The organism is Dictyobacter halimunensis (assembly GCF_036245075.1).
Genome location: NZ_BSRI01000002.1, coordinates 1,928,667 through 1,945,367 on the forward strand (window position 1 = coordinate 1,928,667; position 16,701 = coordinate 1,945,367).

The window sequence follows — 16,701 nt, forward strand, 5'->3', positions numbered from 1 at the left end:
GCAGACACACTCCATGCTATTAAGCCGCGCACATGAAGGCTGGCCTGCTATAATCTACAAGATTGCAAAGCATCTATTTATTCCCTGTACACTGACTATGTGTTGGCGCGACAGGGGCGCAATTGCACCCCTGTCGCGCCAACACACAAAATGACTCCTGATTTAGTGTTCTCTACTATTTGACGTTTGGTAAGCTCAGACGGGATACTCAACAATTTGTATCCGAAGCAGGTGTTCTCGCGCCAACTGGCCTGGCAGGCGCCAACTATCCTCCCTATAAGCTGGCGCGCATCAACAGGTAGAAACGGGACTTATGAGTTGGTGAACAGCTCGATGTTGCTACCGCTAAACATGCGACCAGTATCGGCAGCCAGGTAGACGAGGATCTCAGCCAGTTCGTCGGCGGTCATGCCCGCTTTGAGATGTGGCGCGGCCTGGCGCAGCATCTCGGTATCCACCGCTCCGGGGCTGACCGCGCAGACACGGATGTTATGCGGCTTCCCCTCGACGGCCAGGATCTCGGTCAGTCCCGCCACACCGGATTTTGAGACATTGTAGGCGCTCATTCCGGGGAACTTCTCAACCCCTTTAACGCCCGAGAGGGATGAGAGGTTGATGATTACGCCCTGGTGTTGCGCCATCATCAAACGAAAGGCCTCCCGACAGCAAAGAAAGGTGCCGCGCAGGTTGATATTGATCACCTGGTCCCAGGTAGCTGTATCCATATCTGGAAACGGCTTTACAGCCACAATGGCGGCACAGTTGATCAGCACGTCCAGGCGTCCATACGCCGATTGGATGTGCTGGAAGACGGCCAGCACATCCTCTTCGCGCGAGATATCCCCACGAAAAGCCAGCGCGTGACCACCACGATTCGTGATCTCCTCCACGGCCTCTTCCAGTTGCGTCCCGGTGCGGCTGAACAGGATCACCCGGGCTCCCGCCCGGGCCAGCAAACGGGCCGTCGCGCGCCCAACTCCACGGCCAGCACCAGTAATCAAAGCGACTTTATCATTCATATTCATCATACTAAATTATAGCAGCCAGCCATGGTAAAAAGTACGTATAAATATTCGTTTATATATCAAGATGAGCCATATGTCAGCAACTTGTTGAATAAGGTAAGGCTCTGATATAATGCAGAGCATGGGCGCGTCAATGGAGAACGTGTAATGCGCAAATTACAGATGTTCAAAGGTGCCTCGGCAGACGCTTTCTATATATTTGCATGATATTTGCATGGCAATCACTACAATCAAGCGCACCATCTGGCTTATGGGGGAGAGAATGAATACGGACACCGTCCTGTCTGGTAATCTGAATGACTTTGGCCTGGTAGAAATTCTACAGATCGTAGAACTTGGCAGCATGACGGGCGCGATTCATCTCAAACAGAGTACCGGGCGCATAGGCATCCTTTATTTTAATGAAGGGAAGCTGGCCAATGCGGCAGAACTGGACCCGGGGGCGCTGGCATTGGGTGATGTTTTGCAGCAGTTGGGAATGACCACCTACCATCATATCGAAGAAGCCTACGCCCAGCAACTTCAGGACCCCCTGGGCAAGCGTATCGGTGAACGACTGGTGATGATGAAGGTCATCACAGAGCAACAGTTACGCGAGGCATTGCGTACCAAGACATTATGGACGGCGCGCGAGCTCTCTCTGTGGAGTGATGGTCAGTATGAGTTTATCGCCAGTCCCAATGTGCACAAGCTGCTCCCCTACGGCGAGGCCTCGCTGGATATTGAGGTAGTGCGAGCGACCATGGAGATGGTGCGCTATAGCGATGAATGGCAGGAGCTCATCACAGTACTGCCACAGGGTATGCGCACCCAACTTCAGCTATCCCCATCCATCTCTTATGCCATGCGCTTTGATATTCGCAGCCTGGAGCTCTTCACGCATGTGAACCTCTATCGGCGCGTGCGACGCATCGCCAGTGCGTTGCGCCGGCCCGAACTAGATGTGGCGCGTGACCTGGGACAGCTCGCGCAGCAGCGCTTTATCTATCCTGTACACCAGGAAACGCAACACCTTAACGGACTCAAGGTTCGCCTGCCCGATCCAGCTGAAAAGCTGCGCCTGGAGAACTTCGAGCTACTCAACCTGATCAGCCGTATGGAGCAGGAGTGGGAGACAAAAAATACGCCAACCGAACAGCTGTCAACGCTGGTCATCTTCATTAACTGGACCATGGATGCGCTGGACGAGACCTGCCGGGCCAACGGAGTTGAACTCGACCCGCGCACCCTGCATACGCTGATGATCAATGAGAATCTCTGGCATATGGGTAGCTATGAGTTCCGCGTCGATCATAATCATATCGACGTCGAGAATTTCACGGCGCTCTGCCATGAAATCCTCAACGGCGACATTAAGAAGGCAGCCGGTTTCTATGATGAAGCCTCCATGGTGCTCCAGCGTTTGCTTAGCTGCATTTTTGAGATGATCAATGGGCGTGTCGCCAATCCCCTTGAACGCATTGAGAATCAGGCGGTCTGGGAGGCGATGTTTGATCAGTTTGCCCTCCAGCGTGGAGATGCTTGATCCGCATCAATACAGTCTATCGGTGGTGGGAACGTTGGTAGAGACGCTTTCTAGCTCCACATCGTCGAACCAGAGCTGACCACGTCCAGAGAGGTAGAGACCAAAGACGATCTGCGTACTGTCTTCGGGCACATCCAGTACGACCTCATAACGCTTCCAATCGTTACTGCCCGTGATGGGCCGGTCATACATTCCATCAAAACGCAGGGCACCCCCTGGGCCCTCGATACGCATCCAGAGACCGGCCGCGCTCTTCACCTGCTTTGCCATGATGTATGCGGATAGGCGAATGCGCTGATTATGATAAGAGGTCGCCCCGATCAACTGGTGAAGCGTGCTAAAGACCAGCGGGTCCTCTTCCAGTGACTTCAGATAGGCGCAGGCGTCGCCGCTGTGGGCCTGAGTGGTCTCGACACCGCATTCATGGCCTCGTGGTGTGTTATAGAGCCAGTAGGCCAGTCCCGCCGCAAAGTTGCCGTTTCTTGGGCGCGTCGAAATCAGGGTGTGAATCTTTGGCGTCTCGCCGGTCTGTAAGTGGCTGTTATGGATGAGCCGGGAGGGAGTAGAATCGTTCAGGTAGAATATAAAATCAAACTCGTAGGCCAGTTCGATCAGCGACCAGTATGAGGAATCTTGCTCAGGCGCATACATGGCACCAATCGCGCGGTAGAGGTGAGGCTGCAACAGCCAGGCACTACGAGTCTCGCTATCAGGAAATCCTTGCAGATCAATCATCATGCGCGGCAGGCCAACGGCATGGAAGGCATATTCATAGCTGTCCTTCGGCGGCAGACCCACCGGCAAGGACAGTGGATCGCGGGGATGCAGGCGATGCAGCGCGTTACAGCTTCCCTGGTAAAAGAGCATGCCGATCGTCAAGAAGTCATCCTGATAATGTTCGCTCAGATAGGTTCCCATAAATCTACGCTGCTCGTTGCCCAGCGGAGCGGCCGCGTGCCCATTGTGGGTCCAGATGAACATTTTGGCGTCCGGGCCCGCCTGGTCGACATGCCAGATAGCATTCTCCGCCATAAAGCAGTCACGCAATTCATAGTTGAAAGATGCGAACATCTCTTCGGCCTGAATGACGATGCGGGCACCATGGAGCGCGTATTCGAACTCGCGGGCGGAGGAGAGCCGTTCGTAGATGGGACGGCGCTGGTTGAGGAGATCGTAGACACGCTGCAGTTGCAGTTGACAGGTCTGCTTGACCTGCGCCGTCTCTTCTCCGTAGCGCCCCGGCTGGTCCGCGTACTCCCCGAAGGTGCTATAAAGCTCGTGGGCCTCCTCAACCGAGTCAGGATCAACCTGCTGTACGAAGTTCAACACGTCCTGCATCGCCAGGTCGTAGGATTGCATGTCGATGCCGCAAAACTGTATGGCAGGAGCGCTGCCGCGTCGCTCATTGTACGCACGCATCCATAGGATAATATCTAGCATCTCCTGCGTCTTCCAGGTCCAAAAGCGCAAACCGTCCAGCAGACGGAGCGGGTCGCCATGTCCATAGCAGACAAACTCATTGATGCGCCGGGCTTCGACCCAGCCCTCCTCAATGGCAAACAGGGTAAATCCCTTCTCTTGAACCAGGAGCTCCAGGAGTCGATGTTTTAATGTAAAAAACTCATGTGTGCCATGAGTTGCCTCACCACATGCCAAAATACGAGCACTACCTACAAAATCCATAAATGGTTGAAGGTCTCGCTTATCCCCTCCAGGCTGTGTACTGCTGAAGGGTTTCGCGTATCCTTTTAACCAGTTAATCACCTCTTCCAACTCCGTAACGTGCTGCTCTTGCATATTCCCCTCCCTAATCCTTCACATCTACAGTCCCTATATTATATACGAGCAATGGCTGTTATTTGTTGTATTTATACTTTTGGGTATATTTTTACATCAAATTATACAAGAATTAAAGAATATAGAGCATAAGCAGAGAAGGATGGCAGCTGAGCTGCCATCCTTCTCTGCTTATGCAACAACTTATGTTTAGTGTTTGCGTGGGGGGTAGGAGATGAAGACGCTTTTGAGTTCGCAGAATTCGTTGGCGGAGTCGGGTCCCAGTTCGCGGTGGCCGTTGCCGCTGCCCTTCATGCCGCCGAAGGGGAGGTGGATTTCGGAACCGGTGGTGCCGGCGTTGATGTAGACCAGTCCCGATTCGATGTCGCGCATGGCTCTGAAGGCCAGGCGCGCGTCTTCGGTGAAGATGCCTGTGGAGAGGCCGTATTCGGTTGAGTTGGCGACGCTGATGGCTTGTTCGTAGGAGTCAACCGGGATGAGTGAGAGGAAGGGGCCAAAGACCTCTTCTTGCGCGATGCGCATGTCAGGGGATACGTCACCAAAGATGGTGGGCTGATAAAAAGCTCCCTCCTGATAGGAGTCCTGGGTGAGCGTGGCGCCTCCGGTTAGCAGGCGCGCGCCTTCTTGCTTGCCGACCTGCGTGTAGGCATCGACGGCTTTGGCGCGTCCCCGGTTGACCAGCGGCCCTACCTCGGTCTGGTCATCCAGGCCATCACCAATGCGCAGGCGCTCGGCCGCTGCCACCAGGCGGTCCACCAGCTGGTTATAAGCTGCGCGATGAACGATGACACGGCTGGTCGCTGTACAGCGCTGGCCGGTGGTACCGAAGGCGCCCAGCGTGATGTTGTTGGTGGCCAGATCCAGGTCGGCGTCATCCATGATGATCACGGCGTTTTTCCCACCCAGTTCCAGGGCGCAGCGCCGCAGGTCTCGACCACAGATTTCGGCCACGCGCCGCCCGACCTCATTTGAGCCGGTAAGAGAGATCATATTGATCTTCTTGTGGCTGGCCAGGGCATCACCAAGGATACCGCCAGAACCCGTGATGACATTAAAAACGCCGTCGGGCAGGCCGGCTTCCTGTAAGATCTCAGCCAACTTCAGGGTCAGCAAGGGGGTATCGCTGGCGGGCTTGAGGATCACGGCATTGCCGGCCAGGAGGGCGGGAAAGGTCTTCCAGGCGGGGATGGCCAGCGGAAAGTTCCAGGGGGTGATGATGCCGACGATGCCCATCGGCTGGCGAATCGTCAGGCAGAACTTATCGGGCAGGGCGGAGGGAATCGTCTCGCCTTCGGCTCGGCGTCCTTCGCCCGCGACAAATTTGGCCACGTCGATAGCGACCTGAACGTCGCCGCGCGTCTCGCGCAGTATCTTGCCCATCTCACGCGTCATCAGATTAGCCAGTTCCTCGTGATGCTGCTCTAACAGCAGGGCGGTGCGCAAGAGGATGTCGCCACGCGCTGGCGCTGGTGTAGCGGCCCAACTACGCTGCGCCTTCAATGCCGCCTCAACCGCGGCCTCCAGGTCCGTGGCGTCTGACAACTGATAGTGTCCGATCACCTCCTGGGTATGGGCCGGATTTGTACTGACAAATGTTTCACCACTATGTGAATGTCGCCATTGTCCTCCAATAAAGTTCTGGTAGACGGGGGATTCAGTCGAGGGTGTCTGTACCATAAATAGATGTCTCCTGTCGGCTATGATGTATCGATGCTCTTCTTTGAACAAGGGGTTGTTGATATAATATGTTCACACATATTATATCAGAGCCGGGGCTCTCACTCCCCGCCTGCGGCGGTGAGAAAAGAGAAAGAGGTGCGGTGGAAAAGTAGGGGATGGGCTGGCAGCCCATCCCCTACTTTTCCACCGCACCTCTTTCTTTATTAACTATCAAGAGCAACCAACCAGACTGCGGAATAATTTGTTGAGTAGTGATTGTTTCTTCTAGCGAGGATTTTATCCCTGTTCTTTTCTTATTTTGTGGAGATAGATGCGTCTCATGCAGTCAGAAAGAGAGTTCATAGTATGGTCAATTGCCCTCCGCATGCCAGGTTTAAGGGTGCGCCACGAGCAACTCTGCCATTCATATTTTTTAGCCTGCTACTGGTAGTGCTGGCCGCCTGTGGTGGTGGCAATACCTCCACAGCTCCGTCCAGCTCACAAAAGTCGAGCATGGCGCAACAGCAGGTACTGAATTTCCCTGATGTCGGCATTAACGACCTGGCAGTGTTAGACCCAGCTCAGGGACCGGATGGTAATTCGGCCCAGGCCGTCAACATGATTTATAGTGGACTGGTCAAAAACGATCAAAGTCTGAAGACAGTGCCAGACCAGGCCACGTGGCAGATCTCCAGCGATCAGAAGGTTTATACCTTTAAGATCAAGCCCGATGTCGCGTTCTCTGATGGAACGCCGGTGACGGCACAGACCTATGTGTATACCTGGACCAGGGCCCTGCTGCAGGAGACCGCTTCCCCGATCGCTTCGTTCTTTATGGCTCCGATCCAGGGTGCCGATGCTCTGGCTAACAATAAGACTAAAACCCTGTCCGGTGTTAAAGCCGTCGATGATCATACCCTGCAGGTAACTCTAACCCATCCCACACCATACTTCTTGAGTGAGCTAAGCAATTCGCTCTTCTTCCCCCTCAACCAGAAGGTGATTGAACAGTACGGCAAGCAGTGGACCCAACATGCGGCTGGCAATGGATTGGGTACGGGTCCCTTCATGGTAAAGGATTGGCAGCATAGCAAAAAAATGGTGCTGGTCCCCAATTCCCACTACTATGGCAACAAACCCAAACTAACCCAGGTCAATCTTCTATTTGTCGTCAATCCCGCCACGGCCCTGCAGACCTACCTGGCCGGTCAGTATGACTTTATGTGGAACATTCCAGCGGAACAGCAGGTGACAGTCAAAGATAAGCCCGGCTTTGTACGCAAGCCGCTGCTGCAAAGCGATCTGCTCTTCTTCGATAACACAAAAGAGCCCTTTAACAAGGCGGCTGTGCGCCAGGCCTTTGCCTACGCCACCGATAAACAGGCGCTGGTGAAAGACGTCTTGAAAGACGCGGTCACGGTCGCTCCAACTATCATTCCTCCAGGTATGCCTGGCTACCAGCCCGGCTACGCGGGCCTGGCATATGACGCCAATAAAGCGAAGTCGCTGCTCCAATCGGCCTATCCCGATCTCAAAAAGATGCCGAAGATCACCTTTTCATATCCCAGCTCACAGGTATCGGCCAACGAGGCCGCCGCGCTGCAGAGCATGTGGCAGAACGCGCTCGGCATTCAGGTAAAGCTCGACCCGGTAGAGCTGAGCGCTTATAATGATCGCACCTCTAAACACGAGGTGCAGTTTGGCTTCACCCAGTGGGGTGCCGACTTTCCAGATCCTTATGACTGGCTGACCCTCAATTTGACCAGCAACGCCTCCAATAACAATGGTCAGTGGAGCAATGCGCAGTTTGATCAAACCGTGAAAAAGGCGGAGCAGACCAGCGATCAAAACGAGCGCATCAAGCTCTATAATCAGGCGGAACAGATCGCCATCAGCGATGTAGGCTGGCTTCCAATTGACCATCAGGCCCTGGCCGCCATTATCCCCAGCTGGATTCATGGATTGACCATGAGCGGCAACGGCCTCTACTTTGGCGATTGGTCGGATGTCTATATATTGCAGCATTAAATGCCACGCTGAGGCAAGCCCAGCGCCTACGAAAGATTATAAGACAAATAAAGACACAGCTCGTATGGTTGCCGTCAGGCGGTAGCCATGCGAGCTGTGTCTTTGGGTGCATCTACCTTGAAATGCGTGCTAGACGCTTTCGATGGTAGGACCGGCACCCTCGGTAGAAGTCGTGGGTGGAGGTGTTGTCGGGGTCTCCTGTGCGGCGGCAGGCTGATCGGCATAATCGCCGTCCTGGGCCGGACGCTTAAACACATAATACGCGGAGTTAGCAGTCAGGGGTTGATTGCTGGATAGTTCCCAGCCATCGCGACCGATGCTATCGAAGTAACGCCGTACAAAAGCGCTGCGGCGCTCGTTATTCCCAATCAACGTCTCCACGCCCTCGCAAGAGATACGCCCTCGATAATCGACGTATACGACTTTATATGTCCATTGTCCCATTGTTGCGCACTCCTCCTTTCCAGGAAATGATTTCCTTGCTCTCTAATTTTAGTGTGACTGAGTCATCCATCGGTCTGGCTCCATTGATACTATATCCGATAGCATCCCCGGTCACTACTTTTCTGCTCGATGCTAACCTGTCACGCCTCGCCCGCAGACAAATAGCACATCACCAGTAGCTAAACCGAATGATCATAACGTAGCCGGGTTCCACAGTCAGCACGCTATTTCTCACTGGGGACCATCCCGATGGTTCCTCTGCACAGTCGTAGTATACCCACACGGCGCGACGGCGACACCGCTATTTCCGCCAGTCTTTCAGACCGGAGAAACTACCTGCTTGCTACCTGTCTTTTCCTACAGGTATGTCAGGGGACAAAAAAAACAGGCATCCCTAACGTTACAATCTATACGAGAATGCGTCTTACCATAGATAAGGCGGAATAATTCCACTATTTGATAATGGTGGATCATCCTATCGTTAAACAGTTGATCATCCAATACAGTGAAGCAGAGCAGAGCATGTATGTACCAATGCAGGACAACTTACACGAAGGGAGTATCATGTCCGAACGCCATTTGTCGTTATCCGAGGCCCAAAAGCAGCTGGCAGATTTGCCGCAGCTCTTTCAGGAGATTGAAGAACCAATTATTATCACGCAAGACGACGAAGATGTAATGGCTATTTGTTCTATGAAGAGCTATATGCAGCTACGCGAAACGATTGCCTCCCTCAATCAGACGCTGCAGATTCTGCATGATGAAAAATTTATGGCATCGTTTCGCCTGTCCCAGCGTGGCATAAAGGGGGATCCCCTGGTCTCGCTGGAACAGCTCAGGCGTGAGCTTGGCTGGGAAGATGAGAACCTGGAATCAAAATGATGAGCATGGAGACTATGCCCATCATGCCTGATCGGCCTCGCGCCGCTGCGCATCTTCGATCAAACCGACCATAAATTGTAGCTTCTTGATGGAATGTTCCGCGTTGCGCTTGTTGCGTTCATAGCCATCGGGCGCCAACTGCTGAAACCAGAAACGAATATCGTCCTCTGAAATGTCATACCACTTGGCATCGGCCTGCAGGCGCAGATAGACACGCATCTGTGGATCTTGCTTTTTGCGCGCGGGCCGGGCCGGGGCTGCATCCTCGGCGGTCTCCTGCTCATCCTCAGCCACTGCTTCAGCCATCTCGGCCGTTGGATGTAGCTCATTGTACAGCGCCTCCACATCGCCCGCGCGGAAAAAGACATCGCGCCCCACACCCCGATGGGTCTTTATGCGTCCCTCTTTTACCCATAGGTCCAGTGTTACCCGATCTATACCCAGGCGACGCGCGGTCTCGCCCGCGTCAACAAATGCAAAACGTCCGCTCCCTGGCTTACCAACCATTGTACCAACCCTCCTTTAGACTTTTGACAATCTTTTCCCCTGTATTATAGCCCACAATGGTATGAGTCATCCCAGATTTTTGAAAAATCCGCAAAACGGGCTCCGCGCTCCCAAAGCGGGAGGTGCAGGAGGGCAGCCAGCCCTTTCAAGTGTAAGTTTTTTCTAAGCAAGCGGGGATGCAAGGGGCGGCTAGCCCCTTGACTGGAGGCGTTGGGGGCTGTGCCCCCAACGCCTCCTCTTCCCCAGCCGCCCGCAGGGCGGCATGGGGGTCCAGGGGCACAGCCCCTGAAAAAACCTATACCTGTAAGGGGCCCTGCCACCCCCGGTTTTGGGAACTTTTTCAAAAGTTCGGGACGACTCATAACCTGAATCCCGCAATATAGGAATTTAATACTTTTTATACAGGAATATGCCTGTACAATGATATAGAGATATGCTATGCTTACAAATGGCTAGTACTTGATATAACAAAGTTCAAACAATGAATATAAATGTATTTGCATTGGGTAGCAAAGGGGGAAAGATATGTATGGGAATCAACGCTCGCCATGGTTGATGTCGATAGTAAACATGCCACTCTATGTGCGGCTATGTGCCTGCCTGTTCAGTACCCCCATCTGTGTACTCATTTACGCACTAACATTTACGAATTTCTATGATAGCCGTATCCTGGTGGTTCCGATGCTTATCTGGGCCTGGACCTTCGGGAAGCGAGGCGCCTTCATCTATGGCGGAAGTTTTATGGTGGGAGTATGTAGCTATTATCTTCTCTCGCAGAGAAGCACGCTTCACCTGCCCGTGGTCCCTGCATCCCTTCTTATCAATATACCGGTGATGGCTGTGGTGGCCGTAGTGGTCATCATATTCAAGAATCGGCAGGCGGACAAAATCACTGAACCATTGAGGGTGCTGGCCGAAGAGAATAAACAACAACGGCAGATGGCCGCTGAGCAGGTGCGTCAGTTTGAGCAGATTAAGACGCAGTTTCTGATCAATGTCAATCATGAACTGCGCACACCATTGACCGCGACCTATAGCTACTTTGAATTGCTGGAAATGCTTCTTGAGCAGCAGGGGCATTTAGACTATAAAGACCACGGTATGTACCTGCGTGATGCTTTACGGTATTGTGAGCAGCTGCGTTCGATCGTCAATAACATCCTGGATACATTGGATATAGATAACACACAGCCGGTTTATCAAGGCGAGCCATGCAATGTAGCCCAGGTTATCCTGGATACATGCACCAATCTCGATATTGTGCAACGTGAACAATACCGCATCCATATCCAGGTGTCATCCAACCTGTACGTGCAGTCCAACACGCTGTATCTGCGTCACATCCTGCACCAATTGCTCTCCAATGCCTTTAAGTATACACCGCCTGGCTCGCCCATCATTATCCGCGCCGAGCTCGATCCAGCCGAGGAGCATACCATTTGCATCAGCATCAAAGATCGGGGGCCGGGCATTCCCTTTCGCGAGCAGGCGCATATCTTTGATCAGTTCGCGCGCCTGCCTCGCGATATAGCGGGAACCGTGCGCGGCACAGGGCTGGGACTCTACATCTGTAAGCAACTGGTCGAACGCATGCACGGCTATATCTGGGTGGAAAGCTCGGGCCTGCAGGGGAGAGGCTGCTGTTTCCGCTTTACCCTGCCGCAGGCAACTGTCACACCAACCGGTAATAATCAGTTGCCAACGGATCAGGCTCAGGCGTTTTGATGGCGGTAGAACATTAAGAGCGTGCTGCCGTAGCGGCGCTCATCGGTGAGCACAAAATTATGGCACTCAACCGCCGCCACGCCGGGACGCTCCTTTGGATGGATCTGCACGATCACGACGGTATTGTCCTCCCACAGCTTCGAGCTATCAACCAGTCCCAAAGCACGGGCCGCCATCTCTTCATATTGAGGAGGAGCAATATAGATGATATCGTAGACGCGCGGTTGCCCCTGGGCGGGGGCCGGAAAGTAAGCGCGCCGCTCGTTTCCATGGACTGGTGGCAACGGTTGCGCCTGGTGGGCCTGCAAAAATTTAAATGAGTCCCCCTGCAATGTCTCGGCATGCGCGGTCAGGCCAGTGATCTGCAAATTTTCGCGCACCAGCCGGACGATCTTTGGATTCATTTCGATAAAGGTAGCACGCGCGGCCCCACGGCTCAATGCCTCGATGCCAACGCCGCCAGTACCCGCGAAAAGATCCAGAAAGCGGGCGTCTGTAACCTCATCGGCAAGGATATCAAACAGGGCAGTCTTCACCCGGTCCATAATCGGCCGGGTGCCAATTGTTTTGGGAGACTTCAGTTTTTTACCCTTCGCCTCACCGGTTACCACGCGCATAGCGTTCCTCCTCTAGCACTACCAGAACAGCTTCCACCTGCTCAATAAAATCATCTTCCAACTTCGCCCAGGAGATCAACGCTTCTACCTGGTCAACCTTGAGCTTCTTGTTCGCTGTAATATTCCAGACGCCCTCGATCAATTCGCGCAATTGGTCATCAGAGATCTGCGAGAGGACCACATTGCTTAACACCTGCAGACGCTGAGGGCTGGCAGTGGTTGCGCCCTGTGATTCGCGCAAAGAGCTGACTTTGGTGCGAGCACGCTCAAGCTCCAGTGCGCTAAACTCATCGGGCGAGACCGGAAAATCGTCCAGTTCCTCCAGGTCATCACCGGAGCCGTTCCCATCGTCCAGGTCTTCGGGTCCGATCTCTTCCACAAAGCCGGTCCCCGAACGGGGCACACGCATCTCGATGATCGAAGAATCATGATCCCCACGCCCGATGCGCGGGAGCTGACCCGAAGGCTGCGGGCGAATGGGATTGGCTTCCTCGTGCCCGTAATCAGGGAGGCTGGCGCTATCGCTATCACGTCGCTTCGATAGAGAGCTGGGAGCCGGGCCGCTCTGACCAACCATCTCCTTTAACTGCTCCAGCGCGTCACGTAGATTGATGCCGGTGGTCAACGAGCGCACATTGAGCATTTCCATTGCCTGCTTGGGCGTCAGGTCCATATTCTCTTTGATATATTGGATAAACTGGGGCAACGGCATATTGCTTCCCGGTTCGCCGCCCGATACGGTCAGATTACCCGTGCGAGTGCGCTCTCCATTGCGTCCAGCTGACGGTGGTTCCGCCGGGTTCGTCTGTGTAGTCGTCTGAGGCGCGGATATAGCGGCTGACCGGTTGCCTGGAGTATTTGTGCGTGGATTGGCAGCGGGTTGAGCAGGCGCAGGTTTGGTCTGGGCCTGTGGTTGAGGGGTAGAACGCGTCACCTGGGCACGCGCCCCCTGTGGCGACCGTTGATCCATATGGGTCGTCAGCTGCTGCATGCCTTCTTCGGCCTCATTAAAGAGCTGTTCCCGCTCCTCCGCGCTGGCGCCAAGGGGCACTGGCACACTCATCTCAACGGTATGGGTACGGCCATCCTTCGTATATTGGGACGCATAGCGTAGCCAGATATATGGCCCCGACTCTTCCTGTTTTTTACTATTGCCGTCCATGGACGCGCTCACCTACTTTCTCCTACAATGCTGCTCTACCTGCAATTCCAGGGACTGATGGTCGATTATAAACAGTGTACATATATTATATCAAAAACGTTCAGCCGACACATCCTATATCATCACATTTCTTCGCTTTGTTTACTCATGCAAGCCGGGCAAAGATAGATATCATAAGCAGCACACATAAGCGCAGTGAAATGTCTTGATTAATGCTAAGATATAATGTATGGTACTACAATGAACCCATATTGTGGGGGTTAGTTATCAACAGCCATCTAGCGCAACCAGCATACACTGTTCCATAACGATAATACGTGTTGTATAAGTTCGTAACCGATAGTCTGCTTCTGTGCCAGAAAGTTGAGATACGCTATCTATGATACCAGCACCGACTCAACCGCCTCCTACCCGGGTTATGCCCCCACCCACGCCGGATGAACAGACCACACCAGCGGAATCGCCTAACATCATGCTCACACCGGCGCGTAAAAGAATGGGGCAGGCACCGCTGGCTCGGGCGATCAAAGCGACTCTGCGCCCCATCTTCAAGCTGCTCTACTATACGATTCGCTGGATACGCTCGCATAAGCTTGCGGCACTGCTGGCCATCTTGCTCATTGTAGGCAGCGTTTTCGCCACCAATTATCTCTTAGCTGGACAAATACCGTTCAGCCCTAACACATCGACCAACACACAACAACAATCGGGGCAGGCCAGTTCACCGGTAAGCTCCGATGTCCAGGATTGGCTGCTGGCCCTACGCTCGGGTGATTTGAATACGATGCTCAATATCCAGAAGTCGATGAGCAGGCAACCAGACAGTTCGATGTATCTGCTCCAGTTCAGTGAGAAATACGCCCAGGTGAAGTGGACAGCGATCAGCGTTAATGGCGCAAGCAAAGGTCCCGATGGCATGCTGGATCTCTTCATTGAGGTAGATATGACCTCAACCAGTACCAGTTCAAGCAGCACCAGTGCCGCTACTACCATTACACTCTGGCATTTTACAACCTCACCAACAGGCCACATTTACACGATCGACTATGTATCAGGACGATCAGCCTGATAACTTCCTCATTGTAAGTGAACGGCATCTCGATACCGTATTCCCGTAGCGCGAACGACCGGTACCTCACCAATACGACATCCTGCTCATGCCTGGCATGCAGTATGCTGAAGGGATAGAAAAAGTGTCAACAAATACAACCAGAACCAAGCGGCCACGTAGTGACCTCGATAAGTCCATTGATCTGGGTCTGGATCAGTTTGGACGCTTTATCCGCCGAGCCTGGTGGTGGATCGCCCTGACCATTTTCGCCATCTGGTTCTTTACCTCGGGCGTCACCATCGCCGGACTGGACGGTGGCACGGCCTTAAGCGGAATCATCCAGATCACATTCGCCATCTGTTATATCCTGATTCAGTTTGTGGCCCTCTTCTGGTTCCTGGCGCGTCCGCGCCTCTACTGGGTGATGCCTGGAGAGACCGGCGTTACCTTTGACGACTACAAAGGTAATCCAGAGGTGCTGGAGGCGGCCCGTCGCATCGTCGCCCTGCTGCGCGGCGTCAAAGAGTTCCAGGAGATGGGCGGCAATCCCGTTCGCGGTCTTCTTCTTTCGGGACCTCCCGGAACCGGTAAAAGCTACCTGGCGCAATGTATGAGTACCGAGGCGGGCGTCCCCTTCGCCTATGCCAGCGCCGCTAGCTTCCGCGCCATGTTCATGGGTATCGATGTCCTGATGATCAGCAACCTCTATCGTAAGGCTCGTCGCCTGGCCCGCGAGTACGGCGGCTGTGTCATTTTCATGGATGAGGTCGATGCCATCGGCGGCTCACGCGGCAATAACGGCGGCGGCATGGGCATGATGGGCATGATGGGTGGCATGATGGGTGGCGGCACCGGCGGCCTGAACCAGCTGCTGATGGAGATGGACCCGCCCAATATCGAGACCGGCTGGTTCAAAAAGATCCTGCGTACGCTGGGCCTCTACCACGGTCGCGCGCAGCACCAGCCCGTGCTGACCATCGGCGCCACCAACATTCCGGATTCACTGGACCGCGCCCTGTTGCGTCCCGGCCGCTTTGATCGCCAGATCAACGTCGCGCCCCCAACCGATAAATATCGACCCGAGGTCATTGAATACTATCTCAACAAAGTTGATCATGAGGACAACATTTCTATCACAGCCCTTTCGGCTCGCCTGGTTGAGTATACACCTGTCGCCATCAAGCACGTCGTCAACGAGGCCGTGATCATCGCCCACTTCGCCGGACGCACAAAGGTGACCTACAAGGATCTCACCGAGGCCCAGGATGTGCATGAATACGGTCTGCGCCAGATCAGCGAGCTCACAGAGATCGAGCGTCGCCGCCTGGCCTATCACGAGGCTGGCCATACCGTAGCCAGCTACTACCTGATGGACCGCTTCTTCCCCGCCTATGTCACTATCCATATGCGCGGTGACGTGGAGGGCGCGGCAGCCTTCGCCCATCCACGACCGAAAGAGACCGTCATTACCCAGAATCGCGAAGATATTCTGGCTCGTATTCAGGTTTCCCTGGCTTCACGCGCGGCGGAAGAATTATTCCTGAATACAAAGCTCAATGGTGTTGCCGGAGATTTTGCGAGTGCCACAGGCCTGGCAGCGCGCTACATTGGTGTCTTTGGCATGGACAATACCATCGCGTCATACCTGGCCTTTGGAGAGGGAGGAGTCGGAGGAGCGGCGGCTATACCCCACTTCGCGGATCGGGTAGAGGCGCTGCTGCAATCCCAACTGAACGCGGTCAAGCAGCTGTTTATCGAACATAGCGAGGCGCTCATCGCTGTCTCTGAGGCGCTCATCGAGAAGGATGAGTTGGTAGCGGAGGAGATCAAAGAGCTGATCGACAACGCCGATGCGCGCCAGGCGTCCAAAGGCATCTTCAAGGAACTGACTCCCTTGCTGGAGGCCGGTTCCGGCTGGAACGGTAACGGCAACGGCAACGGTCACAGCAATGGCAATGGTAGCCATAGCAACGGTCATGGGCATGCTGGCGAATCGATCGCCAGTCCCCCCTTCAACAACATGAACCTGAACCTCAACGTAGATGGGGTGCACCTGCCCCCGCAGAGCTATACAGATAATCTAGATCTATAACATCAACCATAGTTCCCACGAGGCACTCCAATCGGGGTGCCTCATTTTTATCTATTATGTGTTGGGGCAACAGCGGTGCGAATGCACCGCTGTTGCCCCAACACATAATACCAGGGCGGCCGCGCGTGCGGGGGCGCTCACGCTCCCCTGTAAAAAGTGTGTCTGACACCCCCAAATAACTTAAAGT

At 54.0% G+C, this 16,701-nt stretch carries 13 protein-coding genes; 6 read left to right on the forward strand and 7 right to left on the reverse strand.

Going from position 1 to position 16,701, the window contains the following annotated elements; genetic code table 11:
- Window positions 1-311: 311 nt before the first annotated feature.
- Window positions 312-1,019 (reverse strand): SDR family NAD(P)-dependent oxidoreductase, encoded by a 708-nt coding sequence (locus AABA21_RS22020; protein WP_338253702.1) that lies wholly within the window; start codon window positions 1,017-1,019, stop codon window positions 312-314.
- Between the two features lie 268 nt (window positions 1,020-1,287).
- On the opposite strand from AABA21_RS22020, the gene AABA21_RS22025 reads away from it, so the two are divergent.
- Window positions 1,288-2,550 (forward strand): DUF4388 domain-containing protein, encoded by a 1,263-nt coding sequence (locus tag AABA21_RS22025; RefSeq protein WP_338253705.1) that lies wholly within the window; start codon window positions 1,288-1,290, stop codon window positions 2,548-2,550.
- Window positions 2,551-2,556: 6 nt separating this feature from the next.
- Here the strand turns inward: AABA21_RS22025 and AABA21_RS22030 are convergent, their stop codons facing one another.
- Both AABA21_RS22030 and AABA21_RS22035 read right to left on the reverse strand, forming a co-directional pair.
- Window positions 2,557-4,347 carry an erythromycin esterase family protein gene (locus AABA21_RS22030; RefSeq protein WP_338253706.1) on the reverse strand — a complete coding sequence of 597 codons (1,791 nt, stop codon included), beginning with the start codon at window positions 4,345-4,347 and terminating at the stop codon, window positions 2,557-2,559.
- Between the two features lie 189 nt (window positions 4,348-4,536).
- Window positions 4,537-6,024, reverse strand: coding sequence for an aldehyde dehydrogenase family protein (locus AABA21_RS22035; RefSeq protein ID WP_338253707.1), 1,488 nt, complete (start codon window positions 6,022-6,024; stop codon window positions 4,537-4,539).
- 348 nt (window positions 6,025-6,372) lie between these two features.
- Between AABA21_RS22035 and AABA21_RS22040 the strand changes: the two genes are divergently transcribed.
- The gene (locus AABA21_RS22040; protein ID WP_338253708.1) at window positions 6,373-8,034 is read left to right on the forward strand and encodes a peptide ABC transporter substrate-binding protein; all 1,662 of its coding nucleotides are present in this window, start codon (window positions 6,373-6,375) and stop codon (window positions 8,032-8,034) included.
- Between the two features lie 129 nt (window positions 8,035-8,163).
- Here the strand turns inward: AABA21_RS22040 and AABA21_RS22045 are convergent, their stop codons facing one another.
- Window positions 8,164-8,478, reverse strand: a complete 315-nt coding sequence (locus AABA21_RS22045) for a hypothetical protein (RefSeq protein WP_338253709.1) — start codon at window positions 8,476-8,478, stop codon at window positions 8,164-8,166.
- 564 nt (window positions 8,479-9,042) lie between these two features.
- Here AABA21_RS22045 and AABA21_RS22050 point away from each other — a divergent pair.
- The gene (locus tag AABA21_RS22050) at window positions 9,043-9,360 is read left to right on the forward strand and encodes a type II toxin-antitoxin system Phd/YefM family antitoxin (RefSeq protein ID WP_338253710.1); all 318 of its coding nucleotides are present in this window, start codon (window positions 9,043-9,045) and stop codon (window positions 9,358-9,360) included.
- A gap of 21 nt (window positions 9,361-9,381) precedes the next feature.
- On the opposite strand, the gene AABA21_RS22055 is transcribed toward AABA21_RS22050, so the two are convergent.
- Complete coding sequence (locus AABA21_RS22055; protein WP_338253712.1) at window positions 9,382-9,867, reverse strand: helix-turn-helix domain-containing protein; 486 nt, start codon at window positions 9,865-9,867, stop codon at window positions 9,382-9,384.
- Between the two features lie 525 nt (window positions 9,868-10,392).
- Between AABA21_RS22055 and AABA21_RS22060 the strand changes: the two genes are divergently transcribed.
- Entirely contained in the window at window positions 10,393-11,592 is a 1,200-nt protein-coding gene (locus tag AABA21_RS22060; protein WP_338253713.1) for a sensor histidine kinase, read from the forward strand.
- Here the strand turns inward: AABA21_RS22060 and AABA21_RS22065 are convergent.
- On the reverse strand, window positions 11,580-12,209 hold the full coding sequence (locus AABA21_RS22065; protein ID WP_338253714.1) for an RsmD family RNA methyltransferase: 630 nt from the start codon (window positions 12,207-12,209) through the stop codon (window positions 11,580-11,582). The two genes, AABA21_RS22060 and AABA21_RS22065, sit on opposite strands and share 13 nt — an antisense overlap.
- A complete protein-coding gene (locus AABA21_RS22070; RefSeq protein WP_338253715.1) occupies window positions 12,190-13,383 on the reverse strand; it encodes a hypothetical protein in 1,194 nt (397 codons plus the stop codon). Before AABA21_RS22070 ends, AABA21_RS22065 begins: the two co-directional genes overlap by 20 nt.
- A 367-nt stretch (window positions 13,384-13,750) precedes the next feature.
- Here AABA21_RS22070 and AABA21_RS22075 point away from each other — a divergent pair, with 367 nt between their 5' ends.
- Together AABA21_RS22075 and AABA21_RS22080 are read left to right on the forward strand one after the other, a co-directional pair.
- A complete protein-coding gene (locus tag AABA21_RS22075; protein WP_338253716.1) occupies window positions 13,751-14,440 on the forward strand; it encodes a hypothetical protein in 690 nt (229 codons plus the stop codon).
- 124 nt (window positions 14,441-14,564) lie between these two features.
- The gene (locus tag AABA21_RS22080; protein ID WP_338253718.1) at window positions 14,565-16,514 is read left to right on the forward strand and encodes an AAA family ATPase; all 1,950 of its coding nucleotides are present in this window, start codon (window positions 14,565-14,567) and stop codon (window positions 16,512-16,514) included.
- Window positions 16,515-16,701: the final 187 nt, after the last annotated feature.

What these genes read in the sequence shown, in the direction of transcription:
- AABA21_RS22020 (WP_338253702.1), bottom strand. Translation starts at nt 1,019, where the DNA reads ATGAATGATAAAGTCGCTTTGATTACTGGTGCTGGCCGTGGAGTTGGG.
- AABA21_RS22025 (WP_338253705.1), top strand. Translation starts at nt 1,288, where the DNA reads ATGAATACGGACACCGTCCTGTCTGGTAATCTGAATGACTTTGGCCTG.
- AABA21_RS22030 (WP_338253706.1), bottom strand. Translation starts at nt 4,347, where the DNA reads ATGCAAGAGCAGCACGTTACGGAGTTGGAAGAGGTGATTAACTGGTTA.
- AABA21_RS22035 (WP_338253707.1), bottom strand. Translation starts at nt 6,024, where the DNA reads ATGGTACAGACACCCTCGACTGAATCCCCCGTCTACCAGAACTTTATT.
- AABA21_RS22040 (WP_338253708.1), top strand. Translation starts at nt 6,373, where the DNA reads ATGGTCAATTGCCCTCCGCATGCCAGGTTTAAGGGTGCGCCACGAGCA.
- AABA21_RS22045 (WP_338253709.1), bottom strand. Translation starts at nt 8,478, where the DNA reads ATGGGACAATGGACATATAAAGTCGTATACGTCGATTATCGAGGGCGT.
- AABA21_RS22050 (WP_338253710.1), top strand. Translation starts at nt 9,043, where the DNA reads ATGTCCGAACGCCATTTGTCGTTATCCGAGGCCCAAAAGCAGCTGGCA.
- AABA21_RS22055 (WP_338253712.1), bottom strand. Translation starts at nt 9,867, where the DNA reads ATGGTTGGTAAGCCAGGGAGCGGACGTTTTGCATTTGTTGACGCGGGC.
- AABA21_RS22060 (WP_338253713.1), top strand. Translation starts at nt 10,393, where the DNA reads ATGTATGGGAATCAACGCTCGCCATGGTTGATGTCGATAGTAAACATG.
- AABA21_RS22065 (WP_338253714.1), bottom strand. Translation starts at nt 12,209, where the DNA reads ATGCGCGTGGTAACCGGTGAGGCGAAGGGTAAAAAACTGAAGTCTCCC.
- AABA21_RS22075 (WP_338253716.1), top strand. Translation starts at nt 13,751, where the DNA reads ATGATACCAGCACCGACTCAACCGCCTCCTACCCGGGTTATGCCCCCA.